18 protein-coding genes and 3 pseudogenes are annotated in these 21,925 nt (G+C 67.8%); 4 read left to right on the top strand and 17 right to left on the bottom strand.

Annotated features, from left to right (window positions below):
* Window positions 1-42 precede the first annotated feature (42 nt).
* The 14 genes and pseudogenes from OUO20_RS19000 to dacB all read right to left on the bottom strand — a co-directional run bounded on the left by OUO20_RS19000 (window position 43) and on the right by dacB (window position 14,009).
* On the bottom strand, window positions 43-972 hold the full coding sequence (locus tag OUO20_RS19000; RefSeq protein ID WP_268002424.1) for a 4-phosphopantoate--beta-alanine ligase: 930 nt from the start codon (window positions 970-972) through the stop codon (window positions 43-45).
* Window positions 973-1,866: a Rossmann-like and DUF2520 domain-containing protein gene (locus tag OUO20_RS18995; protein WP_018770251.1), complete on the bottom strand. Its 894-nt coding sequence runs from the start codon at window positions 1,864-1,866 to the stop codon at window positions 973-975.
* A complete protein-coding gene (locus tag OUO20_RS18990) occupies window positions 1,859-3,547 on the bottom strand; it encodes a PH domain-containing protein (RefSeq protein ID WP_442781099.1) in 1,689 nt (562 codons plus the stop codon). Before OUO20_RS18990 ends, OUO20_RS18995 begins: the two co-directional genes overlap by 8 nt.
* Window positions 3,544-4,056 (bottom strand): PH domain-containing protein, encoded by a 513-nt coding sequence (locus OUO20_RS18985; RefSeq protein WP_268002423.1) that lies wholly within the window; start codon window positions 4,054-4,056, stop codon window positions 3,544-3,546. The genes OUO20_RS18990 and OUO20_RS18985 overlap by 4 nt, the downstream gene beginning before the upstream one ends.
* Window positions 4,037-4,584 (bottom strand): annotated as a pseudogene (locus OUO20_RS18980) (DUF3180 domain-containing protein). The gene OUO20_RS18985 and the pseudogene OUO20_RS18980 overlap by 20 nt, the downstream one beginning before the upstream one ends.
* Window positions 4,581-5,126, bottom strand: coding sequence for a 2-amino-4-hydroxy-6-hydroxymethyldihydropteridine diphosphokinase (gene folK / locus OUO20_RS18975; RefSeq protein WP_144600989.1), 546 nt, complete (start codon window positions 5,124-5,126; stop codon window positions 4,581-4,583). Before folK ends, OUO20_RS18980 begins: the two are co-directional and overlap by 4 nt.
* Window positions 5,123-5,515 carry a dihydroneopterin aldolase gene (folB, locus tag OUO20_RS18970; RefSeq protein WP_056388411.1) on the bottom strand — a complete coding sequence of 131 codons (393 nt, stop codon included), beginning with the start codon at window positions 5,513-5,515 and terminating at the stop codon, window positions 5,123-5,125. The genes folK and folB overlap by 4 nt, the downstream gene beginning before the upstream one ends.
* Before the next feature lie 13 nt (window positions 5,516-5,528).
* Window positions 5,529-6,467 carry a dihydropteroate synthase gene (folP, locus tag OUO20_RS18965; RefSeq protein ID WP_018770257.1) on the bottom strand — a complete coding sequence of 313 codons (939 nt, stop codon included), beginning with the start codon at window positions 6,465-6,467 and terminating at the stop codon, window positions 5,529-5,531.
* A 9-nt stretch (window positions 6,468-6,476) separates the two neighbouring features.
* A complete protein-coding gene (gene folE, locus OUO20_RS18960) occupies window positions 6,477-7,121 on the bottom strand; it encodes a GTP cyclohydrolase I FolE (protein ID WP_018770258.1) in 645 nt (214 codons plus the stop codon).
* A 9-nt stretch (window positions 7,122-7,130) separates the two neighbouring features.
* Window positions 7,131-9,194: an ATP-dependent zinc metalloprotease FtsH gene (ftsH, locus tag OUO20_RS18955; RefSeq protein ID WP_018770259.1), complete on the bottom strand. Its 2,064-nt coding sequence runs from the start codon at window positions 9,192-9,194 to the stop codon at window positions 7,131-7,133.
* Window positions 9,195-9,414: 220 nt separating this feature from the next.
* Entirely contained in the window at window positions 9,415-9,966 is a 552-nt protein-coding gene (gene hpt / locus OUO20_RS18950) for a hypoxanthine phosphoribosyltransferase (RefSeq protein ID WP_018770260.1), read from the bottom strand.
* Between the two features lie 35 nt (window positions 9,967-10,001).
* Window positions 10,002-11,069: pseudogene (gene tilS / locus OUO20_RS18945) on the bottom strand (tRNA lysidine(34) synthetase TilS); the annotation flags it as partial.
* Between the two features lie 111 nt (window positions 11,070-11,180).
* Window positions 11,181-12,311 (bottom strand): zinc-dependent metalloprotease, encoded by a 1,131-nt coding sequence (locus tag OUO20_RS18940; RefSeq protein ID WP_268003467.1) that lies wholly within the window; start codon window positions 12,309-12,311, stop codon window positions 11,181-11,183.
* A gap of 162 nt (window positions 12,312-12,473) precedes the next feature.
* On the bottom strand, window positions 12,474-14,009 hold the full coding sequence (gene dacB, locus OUO20_RS18935; RefSeq protein ID WP_268002422.1) for a D-alanyl-D-alanine carboxypeptidase/D-alanyl-D-alanine endopeptidase: 1,536 nt from the start codon (window positions 14,007-14,009) through the stop codon (window positions 12,474-12,476).
* A gap of 154 nt (window positions 14,010-14,163) precedes the next feature.
* Here dacB and OUO20_RS18930 point away from each other — a divergent pair, with 154 nt between their 5' ends.
* The 3 genes and pseudogenes from OUO20_RS18930 to OUO20_RS18920 all read left to right on the top strand — a co-directional run bounded on the left by OUO20_RS18930 (window position 14,164) and on the right by OUO20_RS18920 (window position 16,930).
* On the top strand, window positions 14,164-14,652 hold the full coding sequence (locus OUO20_RS18930) for an inorganic diphosphatase (RefSeq protein WP_018770264.1): 489 nt from the start codon (window positions 14,164-14,166) through the stop codon (window positions 14,650-14,652).
* A gap of 178 nt (window positions 14,653-14,830) precedes the next feature.
* Window positions 14,831-16,173, top strand: a pseudogene (locus OUO20_RS18925) (carboxylesterase family protein).
* Between the two features lie 4 nt (window positions 16,174-16,177).
* The gene (locus tag OUO20_RS18920; protein ID WP_268002421.1) at window positions 16,178-16,930 is read left to right on the top strand and encodes a DUF429 domain-containing protein; all 753 of its coding nucleotides are present in this window, start codon (window positions 16,178-16,180) and stop codon (window positions 16,928-16,930) included.
* Window positions 16,931-16,937: 7 nt separating this feature from the next.
* On the opposite strand, the gene OUO20_RS18915 is transcribed toward OUO20_RS18920, so the two are convergent.
* A complete protein-coding gene (locus OUO20_RS18915) occupies window positions 16,938-19,379 on the bottom strand; it encodes a phosphoketolase family protein (protein ID WP_268002419.1) in 2,442 nt (813 codons plus the stop codon).
* Between the two features lie 223 nt (window positions 19,380-19,602).
* On the opposite strand from OUO20_RS18915, the gene OUO20_RS18910 reads away from it, so the two are divergent.
* On the top strand, window positions 19,603-20,202 hold the full coding sequence (locus OUO20_RS18910; protein WP_056388417.1) for a hypothetical protein: 600 nt from the start codon (window positions 19,603-19,605) through the stop codon (window positions 20,200-20,202).
* Window positions 20,203-20,253: 51 nt separating this feature from the next.
* Here the strand turns inward: OUO20_RS18910 and OUO20_RS18905 are convergent, their stop codons facing one another.
* Both OUO20_RS18905 and OUO20_RS18900 read right to left on the bottom strand, forming a co-directional pair.
* The gene (locus OUO20_RS18905; protein WP_018770269.1) at window positions 20,254-20,838 is read right to left on the bottom strand and encodes a histidine phosphatase family protein; all 585 of its coding nucleotides are present in this window, start codon (window positions 20,836-20,838) and stop codon (window positions 20,254-20,256) included.
* 62 nt (window positions 20,839-20,900) lie between these two features.
* Window positions 20,901-21,794 carry an HAD family hydrolase gene (locus tag OUO20_RS18900; protein WP_268002418.1) on the bottom strand — a complete coding sequence of 298 codons (894 nt, stop codon included), beginning with the start codon at window positions 21,792-21,794 and terminating at the stop codon, window positions 20,901-20,903.
* Window positions 21,795-21,925 lie beyond the last annotated feature (131 nt).

The following is a 21,925-nucleotide window of genomic DNA, read 5'->3' as shown; positions in this document are numbered from 1 at the left end:
TCCCGGCGCTTCAGCCCGGCTGGAGGCCAGTGAAACAAGAAGTCAGGAACTGAGCGGCATATTGTCGATCAGCCGCACCGGGCCAACCTTGGCGGCGATGAGCGCCAGGGCCTCACCCCGGAAGGGAGTCTCGCGGCAGTTCTCGGCCAACGGTTCAAGGGTTCCCGGATCCACTACCTCGAAGTAGTCCAGTTCCACCAGTGGCTGGGACCTCACAAGCGCCAGCGCGGAGTCCAGGTCCAGCGGCTCATGCGCGTTTGCCCGCTCCTCCAGCAGCCGCAGGGCCCTGGACAGAACAAGCGCGGCCTCCCGCTCGGCGTCGGACAGGAAGCGGTTGCGGCTGGACAACGCCAAGCCGTCCTCCGCCCTGACCGTGGGCACGCCGACGATCTCGACCGGAAAGTTCAGGTCGAGAGCCATCCGCCGGACCAGGGCCAGCTGTTGTGCGTCCTTCTGCCCAAAGTAGGCCCGGTACGCCGGCAGGCCGCCTGCTTGTGAAGCCCCGTCAGTGGAACCGGAAGGAAGGCCCGCTGCCGGCATTCCGTAGTGCAGCAGTTTCGCCACGACGGTCAGGGCGCCGTCGAAGTGTCCGGGCCGGGAAGCGCCCTCCCACTTCTCCCCCAGGCGGCCGGAGGTAATCCGGACCAACGGCTCCCCACCGGGGTAAACCTCCTCCACGGACGGCGCGAACACCAGGTCAACACCCTGTTCCTCCAGCAGCGCAAGGTCGGCGTCCAGCGTCCTGGGATAGCGGTCCAGGTCCACAGCGTCGCCGAACTGCAGGGGGTTGACGAAGATGCTGGCCACCACAACGTCGTTGTGCTCGACGGCGGTGCGCGCCAGAGCGGCATGGCCTTCGTGGAGTGCGCCCATGGTGGGCACCAGGCCCTGCGAGGTCCCGCGCCTGGCGCCAAGGAGCCTGGCGCTTTCCGCGTGCAGTTCGTGAACGGTTTTGACGAGTTGAATGGACATTCAGTCCTCCTTTGGATCGAGGGCCTCGTGCAGCCCCTTCAGCTGGTCAGGTTTCAGCAGTCCACGTCCTTCTGCCCTGAGGGCAGTGGCCCGCGCCATCGCAAGGTAGGCCTCAAGCACATCACCGTGCCCGCCGCCGTCGAACTCCCGCAGAGCCTCAGCATGGGCACGGACCGTCCCCACGTCCCCGCGGGCCACCGGGCCGGTCAGCGCAGACTCCCCTGAGGCCAGCGCGTTTTCCAGCGTGGCCCTCAGCAGCGGACCAAGCATGCGTTCGGGCGCCTCCACGCCAACCTCCCGCAGGAGCTGCGACGCCTGCGCCACCAGGGTCACCAAATGGTTGGAGCCGTGCGCCAGGGCAGCGTGGTAAAGCGTCCGGTCCGCCTCGGCGATTGCAACCGGTTCCGCCCCCATCTCCACTACCAGCGCCTGGGCGATGGGCAGCATGGCGGCATCGGCCGTCACCCCGAAGGTGCAGTCCAGCAGCCGGGTGAGGTCCAGGCTCATTCCGGTGAAAGTCATGGCCGGGTGCAGCGCCAATGGAATGGCACCGGCGGCGCGGACGGGATGCAGCACGCCGACGCCGAACCGACCGGAAGTGTGTGCCACAAGCTGGCCGGGCTGCCATGCCCCAAGCTTCGCCAGGCCCTCCACCAGGCCCGGGAGGGCGTCATCCGGCACTGCCAGCAACACCAGTTCCGCGCGCTCAACGATGTCCTGCACTTCCAGGATGGGCACGCCGGGCAGCAGCGCTTCAGCCCGTTCCCGGCTTGCGTCGGACACCGCCGACACCCCGACGACGGCGTGCTCGGCTGCGCGCAAAGCCGCGCCAAGCACGGCTCCCACCTTGCCGGCGCCGATGATTCCGACGCCGAGGCGTCCGGGCTTAGCCATGCTGCTGGCCTTCCTTTTGGTGGTGGGTGCGGGTTTCGCCGGCCGCCGCCTGGGACATCGGCGCGGCAGGGGTCGGCCCGGCAGGCAATTGCACGCCCAATTGCATGCCACCCGGCAGCGTGGGCGCAACTGCCGGAACAACCTGCAGCAACCATTGTTCGGTGGTTTGCCGCTTCCGGGCCAGCCGTGCGCGTGCTGACTGGTCGTCGAAGAGTTGCCTGGCTTCGTCCAGCCCGGCCTGCCTCAGGCGCGGCACAACCGGCCCGGCGGTTGTATGCAGGACCAGGTCCGCCACCCGGAACCGGCGGGCCAGGGGCCCCTGGTGCAGGGCCAGAGACTGGGTCCGCTGATGGGGAACCAGCACCAGCTCACGCCACCACCGCCCGGAACGGATCAGGAGGGCAGTGTCCGTTGACGTGAACCCGTTCCGGCGCCACGCGAGGGGCGCCAGCAGCCGGGCCCGGCGCGGCGTGGTGACGAATCCGCCGTCGGAATCCCTGCCTGCAAGCCCGGCGGTGAACACCAGCTCCGGCCGGTCCGTCCCGGGGTCCGGCAGGACCAGCGACAGCATTGCCATGACGTCGGCAAGCTTGCCGACGGGCAGGAGGATGGTCCTGGTGTTGCCCTCGACGGCGTTGCCGGAAACCCCGTAGCCGGCCGCATTCACCTGCATCCGATACCAGCCGAACGGCCGCCACAGCGGAGGCTGGGCGATTTTCACCGCCTGGATCCGGCCGGGCGGAAGCGTCTGCGCCTGGGTGTCCAGCAGCCCGTACCGCAGCCGGATGCCGTCGGGCGAAACCGCTGCGGTGAAGTTGAATCCCTTGTTGAAATAGTTCCAGTAGCCGGCGGCAAGGCCCAGGGCCGCCGGCACCAGGTAGAAGTAGAACGCGCGGTTGTCCGTCAGTGCCGACAGAACCACCGACGCAATGCCGCCCACCACAATGAAGACGCTTTGCTCGCTGAGGATCAGCGATCCGAGAAGGCGCGACGGCGGCACGGCGAGGACAGTGATTTCCGGCGCCTCGGGTGCGGGTTGGGGAAAGCGTCCCGGCCCCTTACTATCCCCGGAAAAACCATCCGGGGCGGAACCAGCGCCGGCACCGGTATGGGAACCGGCGCCGGAGACTGCTCCGGAAGCCTGCGCCAGGATGGTGGCACGAAGCTGGCGGGCGTCATCGATCTTCAGGTAGGCCAGGCGCACCGCTGATTCGCCGGCGTCGGCCACCTCGAATTTGAGTTCGGCCAGTCCGAAGATCCGGGCCAGCAGGGGCTGCACGATGTCAATGGCCTGCACCCGGTCCAGCCGTGCCTGCCGGTGCTGGCGGAAGATGAGCCCGCTGTTGACCCGGACGTAGCCACCGGATACCTGGTACTTGGTGAAGTACCAGGTAAGCACGAATCCCAGCACCGCCACGGCCAGCACCACGGCCCCGCCGCCCAGCAGCCATGGGGCGCGCCTGGCGAACCCCTCCTCGAACACGGGCTGGCCCTGCAGTGTCCGCTCGAAGAGGTCCCGGCCGAAGAAGAACGTGATGGCTGCCAGGGCAACCCAGCCGCGGACGAACGGCGAGGCGGGATGTACGCGCAGCCATTCGCCGTCGGGCGTTCCGTTGGTTTGCGGCCCGGCCGCAGCAGGCGGAACCGCTGCCTGCCCGGGCAGCTGGCCGTCAGTGGTCACAGCCCTGCCAGCCTGGCTTCGCCGCGGGCGGCCAGCTGTTCCCGGAGCCGTGCGCCCTCCGCTGCCGGCAGGCCGGGGATGCGTGCGTTCGTTCCGGGTGACGCGGTGTGCAGCTTCACGGTGCACAGGCCCAGCGCGCGTTCCACGGGTCCGACGCCGATGTCCACGAACTGCATGCGGCCGTAGGGGACGGCCATGGTGCGCTGGAAGAAGATCCCGCCCCGGATCAGCAGGTCCTCGTCGCGCTCGGCGTAGCCGATGGCCCTGACCTGCCGCGGAATGAGCACCAGCCGCCACAGGGCAGCCAGGAGCGTGGCAGACGGAACAGTGATGGCGAGCCACAGCGGCGGCCACCGCCACCAGCCCAGGAGGACAAACAGCAGCGGAGCGGCCAGGACCACTACGGTGACAAGGTTGGCCACAGCCCATTCCACCAGGCGGACTGTGATGTATTTCGGTGAAACCCGCTGCCAGGCGATACCCGGCGGGTCAATCGCCTCGGTATGCATATTCGCCTTCCCCGGCGGCTTCCCCGCGGGCAGGGCGGCCCTTCTTCCCGTCGAGGCTGTTGGCGTCGCCGTCCTCCGGGGGATCTTGCAGAAACGCTCCACGAGGAGCCCCACCACGATCATCACCAGGCCGCCGCCGGCCATGGCCAGGGCCAGCCAGGTGATGCCCTGGTCGCTGCGCAGGCTCCAGATCCGCAGCTGGTCCAGGAAGATGCCCACGTGCCAGCCCAGGAGCACCGTTCCAGCGTAGGCGCACGCCTGTGCCAGAATCAGCGTCCGCGCGGCCAGAAGGGGGTCCAGCTGAGTCTTCGTGGCCGTGCTGTTGGGCTTGAGGCTGTTGCGCCACCGCAGCACCCGGATACCCAGAATCAGCGTGATGGCAACGATGACGCCCATGGTGGCCAGCGCTGTGGCGGGCAGGACAGGCGTGGCCATGCTGTACCGGCTGGTGACTACCGTGGCTGACCAGCCCGCCACGGCGAGGATCACGCAGATCAGCAGGAGGCGCAGCGGGTTGATCGGCTTCATCGCTCCTCCACCGCTCCCGCCGTGGGCATGCCGTCAAAGTCGCCGAACCCGTCGAACGGCGACAGGTCCTTGAAATCCTCTGCCCGGGCTGCCAGGGCGCTGATCCGTTCGCCGTCCAGCGTAGCGGCTGGTTCGATAAGCGACCAGGGGTAGAGGACGAAAGCCCGCGACGCGGCGCGCGGGTGCGGCAGGGTCAGCGCGGGATCATCGCTGCGGTGGTCGCCGTAGGTGATGATGTCGACGTCGAGCGTCCGCGGCCCCCAGTGGACCTCGCGGACGCGGTGGTGCTTGTTCTCCACCGCCTGGCAGTGTTCCAGCAGTTCCTGCGGGCTCAGGCTGGTTTCCACCGTGATGACCATGTTCAGGAAGTCCGGCTGCCCGGCCGGGCCGCCCACGGCTTTGGTCTGGACTATGGGTGAAACGGCAAGGAGCCGGACCTCCGGCGGATCCACCAGGTCCCCCACAGCCTCGGTCAAGGTCTCGTTCCGTTCACCAAGGTTGCTGCCCAGGGCCAGCACGGCCTTGGTATAGGTCCCGTTCACGTCTGCACCCCGGCCAAGGCATGGCCAGCGGGGACCAGTGCCCGGTGGACGGTGACAGCCACGTCCCCGAAAGGAACCGCGATGGGAGCCTGCGGCTTGTGCACGGTGATGTCCACGGCCTGGAGCTTGAATTCGGACAGGAGGCTGTCGGCGATCCGCACTGCGAGTGCCTCGATGAGGTTGAGTGGTTCGCCGGTGATCCAGTCGGTGATACGCTGCGCCACCTCGCCGTAGTGCGCGGTGTCCCGCACATCGTCGGACTTTGCCGCTTCGGTGAAGTCCAGGTGGAGCACTGCGTCCACCACGAAAGGCTGGCCCTCCCGGCGTTCGAAATCAAAGACGCCGTGATGGCCGACGGCGGTCACTCCGGTCAGCGTAATCCTGTCCATGGGTCCCCCGGCCCTATTGGTTTTTGGGTACGGCTTGTGCCGTGGATGCTGCGGCCATGCGTGCAGCCACCTTGACGGCGTCAAGGCTGGACCCCACCTCGTGCACACGGACGGCCCAGGCCCCGCGGTAGGCGCTGATGGCTGTGATCGCCGCTGTGGCCCCGTCCCGTTCCTCCGGGGCGGCGGACTTGCCGGCCACCGTCAGCAGGGTGCCGAGGAAGCGCTTGCGGGAAGCGCCCACCAGGACCTTGTGGCCCAGGCTGTCCAGCTGGTCCAGGTTCTGCAGCAGTTCCCAGTTCTGGGCATCATTCTTGGCGAACCCCAGGCCGGGGTCGATGATGATCTGTTCCTGGCTGACACCGGCGGCGTAGAGCTTGTCGCGGACTCCTGCCAGCTCGGCCACCACTTCACCGGCAACGTCCGTGTACTCGGCGAGGGAGTTCATGGTACGGGCGTCCCCACGGCGGTGGGTGAGGACGTACGGCACCTTGGAGGCCGCCACGAACTCGGCCATTTCGGGCTCGATGCTCAGGCCGGAGATGTCGTTGATGATAGCTGCGCCGGCTTTTACCGCCGCTGCCGCCGTCGAGGCATGCGTTGTGTCGATGCTGACCAGTGCGCCGGCCTTCACCAGGGCCTCGATCACCGGCAGGACGCGGCGCTGTTCTTCTTCCGGGCTGACGTCGTCAGCGCCGGGCCGGGTGGATTCGCCGCCGACGTCGATGATGTCCGCACCCGCGTAAAACATCCGCAGGCCGGCGGCGATGGCGGTGTCCGCCGTGGCGTGCTTCCCGCCGTCGCTGAAGGAATCGGGGGTGACGTTGAGGATTCCCATGACCAGGGTGCGGTCGGTGGGCAGGCCTTCGAAGCGCGCGGCCGGGCGGGGCTTGCGCAGGATGGGCAGCGGGGAGGTTGCGGGCCCCGTTCCAGGGGCTGCAGCGAGTGAATCCATGGTCTGTAGTTACCTTCCGAGGATGAGGCTCATGGCTTCGGCACGGGTGGCCGGGTCATGAAGCTGCCCGCGGACCGCACTGGTGACGGTCTTCGCTCCGGGCTTGCGGATACCGCGCATCGACATGCACATGTGTTCGCATTCAACGACCACGATGGCGCCACGGGGCTTGAGGTAGCGGACCATCGCTTCGACGATTTCAGTGGTGAGGCGCTCCTGCACCTGCGGGCGGCGGGCGTAGATGTCCACCAGGCGGGCCAGCTTGCTCAGCCCGGTGACCTTGCCGTCGTGGGACGGAATGTACCCCACGTGGGCCACCCCGTGGAACGGCACCAGGTGGTGCTCGCAGGTGGAGTAGAACGGGATGTCCTTGACCAGGACCAGTTCCTCATGGTCCAGGTCGAAGGTGGTGGACAGCACGTCAGCAGGATCGTGGTGCAGTCCCGCGAAGACCTCGGCGTACGCCTTCGCAACCCGCTTCGGGGTGTCGCGCAGGCCGCCGCGGTCCGGGTCCTCGCCAATGGCAAGGAGGATCTCGCGGACGGCCGCCTCGATCCTCGGCCGGTCCACCTTTTCGCGTTTCGAATGGTGGGATCCGTCCTCCGCCAGGTGTACGGCGGAGGCGGGAACGTCGTCGTCGTCGAAAGAAGTCACAGGGAAAGCTTAGCCGCGAAGGGTGTCAGGCCCCGAGTCGGAGGTGCCTCCGTGAAACGGAGCGTCCTCCGGAACGCCCTGCGAGTGCGGCGGCTGGGCGTCCAAAGGCTCGTCCAGCCGGGCCTTCTTTGCCTCTTCCTGCGCCTCGCGTTCCGCCCTTTCCTGGCGGGACTCCACGGGGCCTGCCATCTGGACAGGACGGGTTTCCTTGGACAGCCACACTTCGCGGAAGTCGCGCTTGCGCACGTCGCGGAAGATGTCGGCAATCTCGGACTGGTTGAGGGTTTCGCGCTCCAGCAGCTCAAGGGCCAGGATGTCCAGGATGTCGCGGTTCTCGGTAAGGATCTCGTAAGCCTCGTCGTGGGCCTGCTCGATCAGCCGGCGCACTTCCTCGTCCACCACGTAGGCGATCTGGTCCGAGTAGTTGCGCTCGTGGCCGGCGTCGCGGCCCAGGAAGGGTTCGCCGCCGCCCTGGCCCAGGCGGACAGCGCCGACGCGTTCGCTCATGCCGTACTCGGTGACCATCTTGCGGGCGGTGCCGGTGGCCTTCTCGATGTCGTTGGAGGCGCCGGTGGAGGGGTCGTGGAACACGATCTCCTCGGCAACGCGCCCGCCCATGGCGTAGGCCATCTGGTCGAGGAGTTCGTTGCGGGTGATGGAGTATTTGTCGTTTTCGGGGACCACCATGGTGTAGCCCAGGGCCCGGCCGCGCGGAAGGATGGTGATCTTGGTGACCGGAGCCGAGTTCCGCAGGGCTGCCGCCACCAGGGCGTGGCCGCCTTCGTGGTAGGCGGTGATCTTGCGCTCGTGTTCCTTCATGACGCGGCTGCGCTTCTGCGGGCCGGCCATGACTCGGTCAATGGCCTCGTCCAGGGCGCGGTCGTCAATCAGGTTGGCGTTGGAGCGCGCGGTGAGCAGTGCGGCCTCGTTGAGGACGTTGGCGAGGTCTGCGCCGGTGTAGCCGGGCGTCTTCTTCGCCACACCCTTCAGGTCGACGCCGGGCGCCATCGGTTTGCCCTTGGCGTGCACCTGCAGGATCTGGTCGCGGCCAATGAGGTCCGGCGCCTCCACCGAAACCTGGCGGTCGAAACGGCCGGGGCGCAGCAGTGCCGGGTCCAGGACGTCGGGCCGGTTGGTGGCGGCGATGAGGATCACGTTGGTTTTGACGTCGAAGCCGTCCATCTCCACCAGCAACTGGTTGAGGGTCTGCTCGCGTTCGTCGTTGCCGCCGCCGATGCCTGCACCGCGGTGGCGGCCAACGGCGTCGATCTCGTCCACGAAGATGATGGCGGGCGAGTTGGCCTTGGCCTGTTCAAAGAGGTCGCGGACGCGGGATGCGCCGACGCCGACGAACATTTCCACGAAGTCCGAGCCCGAGATGGAGAAGAAGGGCACGCCGGCCTCACCGGCCACTGCGCGGGCCAGCAGCGTCTTGCCGGTGCCGGGCGGGCCGTACAGCAGCACGCCCTTGGGGATCTTGGCGCCAACGGCCTGGAACTTGGCAGGCTCCTGCAGGAATTCCTTGATCTCCTGCAGTTCCTCGACGGCCTCGTCCGCGCCTGCGACGTCGGCGAAGGTCACCTGCGGCATGTCCTTGCTGACCATCTTGGCCTTGGACTTGCCGAACTGCATGATCTTGGAGCCGCCGCCCTGCATCCGGGTCATCAGGAACCAGAAGAGGGCACCCAGCAGGATGACGGGGATCAGGAGGGAGAGCAGGCCGGAGAACCAGTTGCTTTCAATCGGCTGGTCGGTGAAGCCCTGGGCCGGCTTGGCGTCGGTGACAGCCTTCACCACGTCCTGTGCGCGGGCGTCAACGAAGAAGAACTGGACGCTCTTGCCTTTGTCCTGCCCGTCCACCTGCAGGTTGTCCTTCAGCGTGAGGTCAACGCGGTTCTCGCCGTCGAAGATCTTGGCCTGCTCCACCTTGTTGCCGGAGAGCAGTTCCAGGCCCTTGTCCGTATCGATGCGGGCGGCACCGCCGGGGGCGAGCGTTGCAAAGGCCACCAGGAGCAGACCGACCACAACGACGATCCAGATGCCCGGGCCTTTGAAGAAGTTCTTAGCTTTCATCTGTTCGGGGGCTGGCCCCGTCCCTTCCGGTAGTGCTTCACGGCGAGTAGTCTGCGCGCGTGATGGTGCTGCGTCAGCTTCTAGCTATACACCGTCCGGAGTACATCACGCATAGCGAAAAGCAAAAGTTCCCTGTGGGCGTAGCAGTGCCGGGACAGCCCAGGAGTTGCCCACATGGCGCGGTTTTACCGGAGTACGGCGGCGGAGTGTGCGGCGCCGCTTACTCGTAGACGTGCGGGGCCAGGGTGCCCACGAAGTCAAGGTTGCGGTACTTTTCGGCGTAGTCCAGGCCGTAACCCACCACGAACTCGTTGGGGATGTCATAACCGACGTACTTGACGTCGATTTCCACCTTGGCGGCTGTGGGTTTGCGGAACGCCGTGCAGATCTCCACGGACGCGGTGCCGCGGGACTCCAGATTGGTCTTGAGCCAGGACAGGGTGAGGCCGGAGTCGATGATGTCCTCGACGATCAGCACGTCCTTGCCCATCAGGTCGGTGTCCAGATCCTTCAGGATGCGTACCACGCCGGAGGACTGGGTGCCCGAACCGTAGGAGGACACTGCCATCCAGTCCATGGAGATGTGGCTGTGGAGTGCGCGGGCAAGGTCAGCCATGACCATGACGGCGCCCTTGAGCACGCCCACCAGGAGGATCTCGCGCCCTTCGTAGTCCTTGTCGATCTGCGCAGCGAGCTCGGTGATCCGCTGCTGGATCTGCTCCTTGGTGTAGAGAACGTGCTTGAGATCTGCCTGGACGTCGTTTGAATCCACCAATGGCTCCTGTTTAGATGCGGGGTGCGACTATTTTGCGGGCGGTTTTGGGACCGGAATACTAGCTTCCCACAGCGCGCCCGTTCGCGGGGAACAGAACCGGGGCCGCCCTGGGCACCCGGCACGCCGGCGTCCTTTGATCCCTCCAGCTGTGCCAGCGACAGCCGGTACACGCTGACGCCGCCGGGAAGCTCCACCGGACCCGCCGAACCCTGGCGCCGCAGCAGCGCTTCCGCCGCCAAAAGGCGCTGGTAGCTGGGCTGCTGGCCGCCGACGTCGGCCGCTGCCTTGGCGATCACACGGAACCTGATGGCCGGGGCCAGGGCACGCAACGCCTCCTCGGGCAGCGCCAGTGTGCCGCCGTCCCGCTCCACCAGGGAGGCGAAGGTGCTTTCCGCCACAGCCTCCAGGTAGTCGGCGTCAAGCTGCAGGATGGCGGCAGTCCGGGCCAGGGATTCGGCAACCCCGGGGCCCAGGTTCTCCTCGAGGTGCGGAAGGACCTCCACGCGGGTCCGGGAGCGTGCAAAGGCGGGATCGGCGTTGGTGGGATCGTGCCAGGGATCCAGGTCCTCCACCGCGCAGATCTCCTCGGTGTCCGCCCTGCGCAGGCCGAGGAACGGGCGCAGCAGGACACTGTTTCCGGCGCCTGCCCGGGACGGCCGCATGCCCGCGAGCGAGCGGGAGCCGGAGCCCCGGGCCAGGCCCAGCAGTACCTGCTCCGCCTGGTCGTCGAGCGTGTGGCCCAGCAGGATGGCGCCGGCGCCCTGTCCCGCCGCGGCGGCTTCGAGCGCGGCGTGCCGGGCTTCGCGTGCGGCGGCCTCTGGGCCCATACCGGCACCAGCCACCGTGACCGTGCGGATCTCAACCGGTGAAAGGCCCAGCTCCTCCAGGGTCTTGGCGGTGCGCGCGGCAATGTCGCCGGACCCCTCCTGCAGCTGGTGGTCCACCACCACGGCTCCCACGGTCAGCGGGCGTCCGTCCACATGCCCGCGCCGGGCAAAGTACGCAGCGACGGCGGCCAGCGCCAGGGAATCGGGGCCTCCGCTGCACGCCACGACGACGTGGCCGGGATATCCGGCATCGGCGAGCGCGTTTTGCAGCATCCTGCGCGCAGTCCCGACGACGGGCGCGAGCCTTCCGGGCCGGCGCCGTCCGCTGCGTGGCCCGGCGGTGCCGGCAGGCCACTCAGTCCCGGGTACAGGTGTGTCCGTCAATCAGTGACCCATCCGCTCAAGCCACAGCTTGGCGTCGTGGATTTCGGGCTCGGTAGGCAGGTGGTCCACGGACTCCCAGACTTTGTTGAAGCCGTCCATTCCGGCCACGTCCACCACGGCCCGGACGAAGCGGGCGCCGTCGGAGTACTGGCGCATCTTGGCGTCCAGGCCCAGGAGGCTGCGGATGAACTTCTCGATCACGCCCCGGTCCTTGCCGCGGTCGTTGAACCGCTGCCGGATGGTCTTCACGGACGGGACGATGCTGGCGTCGACGGCGTCCATCACCACGTTGGCGTGCCCTTCGAGGAGGCTCATGACGGCGGTGAGGTGCGAGATGGCGGCCTTTTCCTCCGGATCCTGCAGCAGGTCCAGAATGGCGCCGCGGCCGGGAGTGTTTCCGGTGGCGGAGCGGTCCTTCAGGGAGCGGGCAGCAGCGGTGGCGCGCTCCATGAGGGTGTCGACGTTGCCCAGCAGGTGGCCGCTGAGTTCGTCGATTTGTTCCAGCATGTGGTGCCGCAGCCAGGGGGCGGCCGCGAACTGGACACGGTGGGTTTGCTCGTGCAGGCAGACCCAGAGCCGGAAGTCCTCGGGCGTGACGGTGAGTTCCCGTTCCACCGACACGATGTTGGGGGCCACCAGCAGGAGCCGGCCGGCCGCGGGAGCCGTGGAGTTTTCTGCCAGCGCCGCGAAGGGATCGTACTGGCCCAGGACCTTGCTGGACAGGAAGGCAAGCACGGCGCCCAACTGGCTGCCGGTGATGGCGCCGCTGACCTGGGCGGCAGCGGGGCTGAGGCTTCCGCGGCGGCTGTCCAGCATCTTCTGCATTGCGGGTTTGAGCATCACCGCGAAACTCTGCGTGTTGGCTTTGGCCCAGGACGCTCGGTCCACCACCAGCACCGAGGAATCGCGAAGGTCGCGCGCCGCCTCCAGGCCGGTGATGTCGTGCACGTGCGGAACGGAAGCGTCCGCCAGCCGTCGAAGGCTGTCCACCGCTTCCCCGATGGCCTTTTCATCGAGCTCCGGCCCGGCGGGAGCCAGCCGCGCTGCGGCAGACGCAGCGAGGTCCCAGTTGATCAGGGACTGGGCTGTTGGGGACAACGTCGATGCGGATTCGCGCGCAGTGGACTCCATGGTTCCCATCAGAACACAGCAGGCTGTGGATCGTCCTTAAGTTCGCTGACCGGCGAACTTGCACAGCCCCGGCACAGGAGGCCAGAAGCGCCGTCCCAGTCCAGGCCGGCACGTTGGAAGTGCAGGAAGAATCCCCCTCATGGAGTACCAATGGCAGCCGTGCTAGCGGCAGCCGCAGCCCGCCAGCGCCGTGGCGGCCCGGTCCAGGGCTTCCTTGTTGCCGGGCGCGCCCGGGGTCAGGCCGTTGCCGATGAAGGAGAAGACCAGGAGCCGCCCGTCGGAGTCCACCACATATCCGCTCAGCGCCAGAACGGTGTTCAGTGTCCCGGTCTTGGCGCGAACCAGGCCGGCACCGCCGGACGTGGTGGCATCCCCGTAGCGGGTGTCCAGGGTTCCTGACAGGCCACCAACCGGAAAGCCGTCCAGGGCGGCCCGCAGCCTGGTGTCGGCGCCGGTAGTGATGGCCCGCACCACGTCAGTGAACTGGCGGGCCGCAACCTGGTTGCCCATGGCCAGCCCGCACACATCCACCAGCTTCACGGCATCAGAGGGGATGCCCACTGCCGCGAGTTCGGCCGCGACCACGGCCGTGGCACCGTCATTGCTTCCGGTCCGGCCGGTGGCCAACGCGGCCATCCGGCCCATGGTTTCGGCAAGGTAGTTGTCAGATACCTGCAGCATCAGGTTCACCTGCTCAGACACGGTGGCCGATTGGACGGCCGCCAGGGCTGGGGCGGCGGCTTGGGACGCGCCTGGTGAACGTTCGACGCCGGCCGCCACCGTGAGGCCGGCCCCGGCACCTGCCGCACGGAGCCGGGCCGCGAACTCCTCCGCGGCGGTTATGGCGGAATCCTGGGGCCGGGGGCCGGTGGTGACGGCGGGGTCGAAGCGTGCAGAGTTGAGGGCCAGGGGGTACAGCGGCGCTATTTCGCCCGCTTCCACGTCGCCGCTCTGCCAGGCCGGATTCAACGCCGCGCCGGTGAAGAGGGAGTCATCCACCACTACCTTGATGTCTCCCGTGGTTCCGGCGGCCTGCAGGGCCTGCACCGTAAGGGCGGCAAGGGTGGCAAGGCCGGCGTGGCCCATAACCTGGCCCGGCCTCGACTCCCCGGCGGCCAGGAGGACGTCGCCGCCGCCCACCAGCACCACCTGCCCGGCGGCGGGGCCCGGCACCACCTTGGTGGCGAAGCGGTGGTCCGGCCCCAGGGTGCGCAGTGCGGCCACCGCCGTCAGCAGTTTAAGGTTCGACGCCGGCACCCGGCTTTCCGCGCCGCCCCGGTCAAAGAGGACCTGGCCCGTGAGCGCGTCCTGCACCATGCCGGTGAAGGTACCGCCGCCGTCGGCCTTCAATGCCGGGTCCACCTGGGCTGCCACCGCTGACGGAAGGGGCACTGGGGCCGACTGCTGAAGCGGGGCGAGCGCCTGAGGGGCGGACAGGGTGGCGGGGGCCTGCTGCCAGGCTGGAGGCGCCGGGGCGGGCTGGGGAGCCGCACCAAAGACCCCGGCGCCAGAGACCCCGGGGCCCAGGAATCCGGGAGCCACCAGCAGGGCTCCCGGGAGGGCCAGGACAAGCAGGATCAAGGCCGCCAGGGCCAGGGGCCAGGGCTTGCGCGGCCCTTTCGCGGGGGTCCGGCCAAGGCTGCCGGCGCGCGCGGACCGGTGCGCGCGCAACGGTTCCTGGCCGGTTGTTTTGGTCATGCTGGTGCTGGTCCTCAAGTCCTGAAATTTCCCCACAAGTTCCTGATTCCAGGGCCTCTCGCTATATCCTCAATAGTAGTCGGCGGCACCGACACTCTTTTTGTGGGCCCGTCAAGTGTGCCGCGCACCCCCTGCAATTGCCGAGGAGCATTCCATGAAGCACGACGTGACCATCGAGATCCCCAAGGGATCGCGCGTCAAGTACGAAGTTGACCACGAGACTGGCCGTGTCCGCCTGGACCGCGTCCTCTTCACCTCAATGCAGTACCCCACGCACTACGGGTACTTCGAAAACACCCTCGGCGAGGACGGCGACCCGCTGGACGCGCTGGTGCTCCTGCAGGACTTCGACCTGCACCCCGGCGTCATCGTCGAGTCCCGCCCCATCGGTGTCTTCAACATGACGGACGACGGCGGCGGGGACGCCAAGATCCTCTGCGTCCCCGTGGATGCCCGCTTTGACCACATCCAGGAAGTCAGCGACGTCAACGAATTCCTGATCAAGGAGATCGAGCACTTCTTCACCCGCTACAAGGACCTGGAGCCCGGCAAGTGGGTCAAGGCCGAGGGCTGGGGCGACCGCGCCGCGGCCGAAGCCGAGCTGGAAGCCTCCATCAAGCGTTACGTGCCCGCGTCGCACTAGTTCCACCGTCGCACTGGTTCCACCGGCGCACTGGTTCCACCGGGCCACCGCCTTAGGGCGGCCAGGCCCTGAATCCCCGTCTGCCGGACAAGTCCCCGCTTCATGCAAGGGGGATAGGTCCGGGAGGCGGGGATTTGTCGTTGTCCCCACAAAGGTAAATCTGTGGAATCGTGGGGCTGTGAGTTCTGAGCCAGCACTGACTTCCCAGCTCTTGTTCCATCCGCCCTGCGGCCCTGTCGCCGGCTGGCGGGACGGCGAAGTTATCCGCGCCACAGGGATCCCGTACGCCGAGGCCGCCCGGTTCCAGCCGCCCGTGCAGGTCCCGGACTGGACCTCCGAGCTGTCCGCCACGTCCCTCTCCCCTGCCTGCCCCCAGGCGCCCGTGCCGTTCCTCGACGACGTCCTGGGCACCAGATACGGGGAGCTTCCGGGGAGCGAGGACTGCCAGAACCTTTCCATCACCATGCCCGGCGACGTCAGGCCGGACGAAAAACTGCCCGTCATGGTCTGGATCCACGGCGGCTCCTACACCACCGGCTCCGGGGACCTGGCCATCTTCGACCCCGCCCGGCTGGTGGCCGAGAACCGCGTCATCGTGGTCTCCGTGACGTACCGGCTGGGGCTGTTCGGGTTCCTGGCCACACCCGCGGGACGTCCCGGCAACCTGGGGCTCCTGGACCAATTGGAGGCATTCCGGTGGGTGAAGCGGAATATCCAGGCCTTTGGCGGCGACCCCCGCCGGGTCACCGCATTCGGCCAGTCCGCCGGTGGTGATGCGATCGCCCACCTGATGGCCACACCCGAGGCGCCTACACTCTTCCAGCGCGCCATCATCCAAAGTGCACCGCTGGGCATCACCCGCGGGCGGGCCAAAATGAACCACGCCATGGGCATCGCCGCCGAATCGGTCACCGAACAGACACCGGCCATGGACGTGGTGGCGGTCGAGGAACAGGTCGCCCAAGTGGCCAAAAAGTTCGGCATGCTGGCTGCCATGCCCTTTGGCACACAGTACGGGCACGATCCACTCCCGGAGGAAGCCGGGATCGAAGCGGCGTGGGACCGGACGGCGCCCGCCATCGAGGTGCTGATCGGCCATACCTCGGAGGAGGCGCGCCTGTTCCTTCCCCGCAGCCCCCGACTGATGCGGCTGGCCGGGATCCCCTTGGTGGGTCAGCACGCCGTGCGTGCCATCGACTGGGTGGTCACCGAAACCGTGTACGGCCGGGCAACGCGCCGGTTCGCCCGGCGCCACGCCAAAGCGGGGGAAAAGCCCACCGGTACCTCCTGACCTGGCATGCCCCCGGCAACATCTTTGGCGCGGCCCACACCGTGGACCTGCCCCTGCTGCTCGGCACCAGGGAAACATGGGACGGGGTGGGACTGATCGCCGGCGCCCGCTGGGAGGACGTGGAGGCGGCTGGCCGGAAGGTGCGGGCCCTGTGGGCCGGTTTCGCCGGCGGCGCCGACCTTGGGAAGTCCGGCGGCATCACCGGAGTCCTGCAGTATCAGGCAGCCTGAGAGCGTGAAAACGCTGGGCGTGGACCTGGCGGCGGCCACCAGGAAGACCGCCGTCGCGGTGATCGAGTGGGAGCCAGATGCGGCCCGGCTCACCCACCTGGCCCTGGACGTGGACGACCAGGACATCGTGGAGCTGTTCGGCTCCTGCGACATGACCGGCGTCGACTGTCCGGTGGGCTGGCCCGACGCGCTGATCCCGTTCCTTACCGGCCACCTGAACTTCGACGCCAATCCCGTCCTCGAGTACGACGGAATTGCCGGCCGGAGGCTGCTCGCCTACCGGGACACCGACCGCTTCGTCACGCGCGAAACCGGGCTGATCCCGCTCAGCGTCTCCGCCGACCGGCTGGCCCATCCTGCCATGCGCTGCGCCGTGATCCAGGCAAAGATCGCCGCGCTGCACGGCCCACAGGCGCGTGACGGCTCAGGACGCCTGGCCGAGGTCTACCCGGCAGCATCCCTGAAGATCTGGGGCCTGAACGGGCGCGGCTACAAGGGCCGGGGCGTCCCGGAAGCCGAACGCCTCGGCCTCCTGCTGGCGGCCCTCGAAGAGCAGGCGCCATGGCTGGACCTGGGCGGGCACCGGGGCGCCCTGGCCGGCTCGGACGATCTCTTCGACGCCGTCATCGCTTCCCTGACCGCCCGGGCCGCCGCCCGTCGTCGTACGCTCTTGCCGGACGGTTCCCATGCGCGGGCAGCGCGCAGCGAGGGCTGGATCCACCTGCCCTCCTGCACGCTGGACGAACTCCGCAACTAGGTGGGGGTCAGCCGCCCAGCTTCCAGTTCCGGATCTCCTCCGGGTCCTCGCCGTGGGTGCGGGTGTGCTCGCGCGCCCGGTTGCGGCGGTCCTGCAGGTCCTGGCGCAGGAGCGAGTGCTTCTCAGCCAGGCCGGGTACCCGGTCGATCGCGTCGATAGCCAGGGTGAACCGGTCGATTCCGTTGAGCATGGCCATGTCGAACGGTGTGGTGGTGGTCCCCTCTTCTTTATAGCCGTGCACGTGGAGGCCCTGCTGGTTGGTCCGCCGGTAGGCGAGCCGGTGGATCAGCGCCGGGTAGCCGTGGTACGCGAAGATGACCGGCTTGTCGGCGGTGAAAATCCCGTCGAAGTCATGAGCGGGGAGGCCGTGCGGGTGCTCGCTGTCGTCCTGCAGCCGCATCAGGTCCACCACGTTCACCACCCGCACCTTGAGTCCGGGCGCGCCCTTCCGGAGCAGTTCGGCGGCCGCCACGGTCTCCACGGTGGGGACGTCACCGGCGCAGGCCAGGACGACGTCGGGCTCCTCGCCGGGCACCTCGGAACCGGCAAACGTCCAGATCCCCAGGCCGCGGCGGCAATGGTTGGCGGCATCGGCCGGACCGAGCCAGGTGGGTGAGGGCTGCTTCCCACTCACCACGATGTTCACGTAGTCCGTGGAGGCCAGGCAGTGCTCCATGACGGAGAGCAGGGTGTTGGTGTCCGGCGGCAGGTAGACCCGGATGACCTCGGCCTTCTTGTTCACGGCGTGGTCGATGAAGCCGGGGTCCTGGTGCGAGAAGCCGTTGTGGTCCTGCTGCCACACGTGCGACGACAGCAGGTAGTTCAGGGATGGCACCGGCTGGCGCCAGTGCAGCTTCCGGGAGACCTTCAGCCATTTGGCGTGCTGGTTGAACATGGAGTCGACAATGTGGACGAAGGCCTCGTAGCAGTTGAAGACGCCGTGCCGGCCGGTGAGGAGGTACCCCTCCAGCCAGCCCTGGCACAGGTGCTCGCTCAGCACCTCCAGGACCCGGCCGGAGCGCGCAAGGTGCTCGTCGACGTCATCGATCCTGTACTGCCACACCTTGTCGGTGACCTCATAGACGTTCTGCAGCCGGTTGGAGGCCGTCTCGTCCGGGCCGAACAGCCGGAAGTTATCCATGTTCTGCGCAATCACGTCCCGCATCCAGGATCCGAGCGTAACCATGGGGCTGACCCGCTCGGTGCCCGGGCTGGGAACCTCCACGGCGTGGTCGCGGTAGGCGGGCAGCTTCAGCGCGCGCCTCAACAATCCGCCGTTGGCATGCGGTGTGGCACTCATGCGGAAGTCGCCCGTGGGCGCACCTTCGGCGACGTCGGGCCGGAGCCGGCCGTCGCCGTCGAACAGTTCCGCCGGCCGGTAGGACTGCAGCCACTCCTCCAGCTGCTTCAGGTGCTCGCCGTTGGTGCGGACCTCGGACAGCGGCACCTGGTGGGCCCGCCAGGTGCCTTCCACCTGCAGCCCGTCAACCATGCGGGGTCCGGTCCAGCCCTTGGGCGAGCGCAGCACGATCAGGGGCCAGCGGTGTCCGCCCTCCCCCGCCTCTTCACCGGAAGCGTCCTGCCGGTGGGCATTCTGGATGGCCTTGATATCCGCCAGGCACCGGTCCAGGACGCCGGCGAAATCGCGGTGCGCCTTTTCGGTGTCGTCCGGGTCCGCCACCGTGACGAAGTACGGTTGGTGCCCGTATCCGCGCAGCAGCTGCTCCAGCTGGTCCTGGGGCATCCGGGCCAGGATGGTGGGGTTGGCGATCTTGTAGCCGTTTAGGTGCAGGATGGGCAGGACGGCACCATCCACGGCGGGGTCAAGGAAGTTGTGGGAATGCCAGCTGGCGGCCAGCGGACCGGTTTCCGCCTCGCCGTCGCCAATCACCACGGCGGTCACCAGCTGCGGGTTGTCGAACACCGATCCGTACGCGTGGGCCAGGGAGTACCCCAGCTCCCCGCCTTCGCTGATGGAGCCGGGGGTTTCCGGGGCCGCGTGGCTGGGGATTCCGCCGGGGTAGGAGAACTGCCGGAAGAGTTCGGCCAGGCCTGCCTCGTCATTGCCCACGTGGGCATAGATTTCGGAGTAGGTCCCCTCCATCCAGGCATTGGCGACGACGGCGGGACCGCCATGGCCGGGACCGGCGACGAAGAGCATCTCCAGGGAGTCGCGGCGGATCACGCGGTTCAGGTGGGCGTAGACGAAGTTGAGTCCGGGGGTGGTGCCCCAGTGCCCCAGCAGGCGGGACTTGGTGTCCTCTGCCTGCAGCGGTTCCCGCAGCAGGGGGTTGGACCGGAGGTAGATCTGCCCCACGGAAAGATAGTTGGCGGCCCGCCACCATTTGTCGACGAGGCCCAGGTCTTCCTGCCCCGGCCCCTCCTGCCGTGCGGCGCCCTGCTGCACGTCGTCCTGCTGCATCTCATCCTGCCCAGTGCTGCCGGCCATAACCATCCTCACGTCGGGTGTGCCGCTGCAGGCGGCCGTTCCCCCATGGCAACAGATGGAGGGGCAGGCAGGCAAGCCCCGCCGTCGGGCTTTCCGCTCTTGCCACCCAGCGCCAGCCGGCATGGGCTCGCCCGGGCCGGGAAAATCTCCTGCCCCAACCGGCAACCGGGCCCTGCAATCGGCCGTTCCGTAGTTCCTACTTCCGGGTAGTGTGGATCCAGAAATGTTCACGTTGACCATCAATCAGACGGACAGCCGGCGCGACGGCGACCAGGTGCCGCAGCTGCTCAAGGCGCTGCGGCACATCCCTGCGCGCCTGGACTTCGACCGGTCGGTGGAGGACGAAGTCCAGGGAATCGTCGACTGCCCGCACCAGGCCGTGGATGCCGCACTGATCGCACTTCGCAGCGGGCACTGGTACGTGGGGATCGGCGCGGGGCCGGTAAATGAGCCGCTGCCCAACCAGATCAAGGACGCCTCCGGCCACGGTCTGGTGTACGCGCGCCGGGCCGTGGACAGGCTCCGCAGCAGCAAGGAGCGGATCCCGGTGGCGGTGGAAGGGCCGCTGGCCGATGTCGCCCACGACGCCGAGGCCATCCTCAGGCTGCTGGGCCATATCGTGCGTGACCGTTCCGATGCTGAATGGCGGGTGCTGGACCTGCTGACCCCCGGGGTCCGGGGGCAGCAAAAAGCCGTGGCGCAGGAACTGGGCATCACCACCCAGGCCGTCAGTAAAGCGGTGGCCCGGGCGCAGTGGAATGAGGAGCACGGCGCCCGGCCCGCAGCTGCCAGGTTGCTGGCACTGATCCTCGAAGCCCGGTAGCCAGCTGACTGTCCTGCCAGCTCTCTTTAGCTACCTTCCGGGCCGGCCGGCCTAGTTGCCGGCGGCTGCCATCACGGGCTCGCCGTTGAAGTACTCCAGTTTCCAGCCGTCCACCGCGTGGTGGTGCGCCAGGTTCAGCACCGCGTTGTCCACGCTCGCCAGGGTCTGGCCAATGGCCCGGCTGAGGCTCACGCGCAGCAGGGTGCCGTGGGTGACCACCAGCAGCCGCTGGCCGCGGAACTCCTCCGCCAGCGCCTCAAGTGCGGCAAGGCCGCGGCCGGCGGCCTCGTCTTCACTTTCCGCGCCCTTGAAGCCGCCCGGAATGCGCAGCGCGTCCAGTTCGGGTCCGGCCTGCATCCCTTCGGCCGGGCCGAAACTGCGCTCCGTGAGTTCCGGAACGCGCCGGGAAACCGCCAGCCCGAGCCCTTCGGCAATCAGGTCTGCGGTTTCCGCGGCACGGCTGAGGGGCGACGAAACGATTGCGTCCCATTCGTACGGGGCAAGGACGGCGACGGCGTCCCTCGCCTGGCCGCGTCCGACGTCGTTCAAGGGGATGTCGGTGGCTCCCTGCAACCGGCGCTCGGCATTCCAGTCGGTCTGGCCATGGCGGACGAGGGCGAACGTCGTAAGGGTCATGCTTCTATTCTGCCTTGACCCAGGACGCGGTCCGGAATCGGGACGGACGGAAGTACCCCGGCCTAGAGGAGGCTGCGCAGCACGTGGGCGGCGCCGTCGTCGTGCACTGAATGGGTGACCTCATCAGCGGCGGCCACCACCTCCGCCGGAGCCTGGCCCATGGCTACACCCCGGCCGGCCCAGGTGAGCATCTCGATGTCGTTCCGGCCGTCACCGACGGCGACGGTGAGGTGCTCTTCAAAACCAAGGCGGACCCGAAGGTTTTCCAGGGCGCTGGCCTTGGTCACCCCTGCGGCAGCGATATCCAGCCACGCAGTCCATCCCACCGAATAGGTCACTCCCGCCAGGCCCACGTGGTTGATGGCCTCGTTGAACTCCTCCGGCGTGTTTTCGGTGCTGAAGACCACCACGCGGACGGCGGTGGCTTCCAGCATGGTGTGGAAGTCCACGCCCACGGCCTCCACCCCGAAGCTGGCGTCCTGGAACCGCTCGGTGGAGAGGAAATTGCCGTCGGCATCCTCGAGTGCGTACTTGGCGGACGGGAGGCGCTCCCGGAGCGCACGCAGGGCCGGAGCGGGATCGAACGTGGCCTTGTGGATCACTTCGTAGCCGTTTTCGAGTTCCGGGTGGAGCCGGAGCGTTACGCCGCCGTTGCAGCAGACGGCGTATCCGCGCTCGATTCCGATCTTCTCGATGATGGGAAGGGTCGCGTTCAGGGAGCGGCCGGTGGCGATCATCACCTCGTGCCCCGCTGCAACCACGGCCTGGGCGGCTTCCCGCACACCTGGGGACATGTGGCCGTCGTGGTTCACCAGGGTGCCGTCCACGTCCAGGGCGACCATGAACTTCTGGTCCACAGCGGCGAAGCCGAGGGTGTTGGTGTTGGTGTTGTTGTTCGGATTGTTGTCTCGCCGGTCATCGTTGCCGGCGACTGAGGTTTCAGTCAGCGTTGTCATCCACATAGTGAACCAGACGTAACTGACACGCGCTAGGACGCAGGACACAGGTTTATTGAACTGTTGGTAAACACGGCGGATTCCCACATCCCGGCGGTCCCTCGCGCAGCAGATCCCCCTGGGCGGACGAG

This window comes from Arthrobacter sp. FX8 (assembly GCF_026723805.1).
Taxonomy (GTDB): domain Bacteria; phylum Actinomycetota; class Actinomycetes; order Actinomycetales; family Micrococcaceae; genus Arthrobacter.
This window is presented reverse-complemented; position numbering and strand designations above follow the sequence as displayed.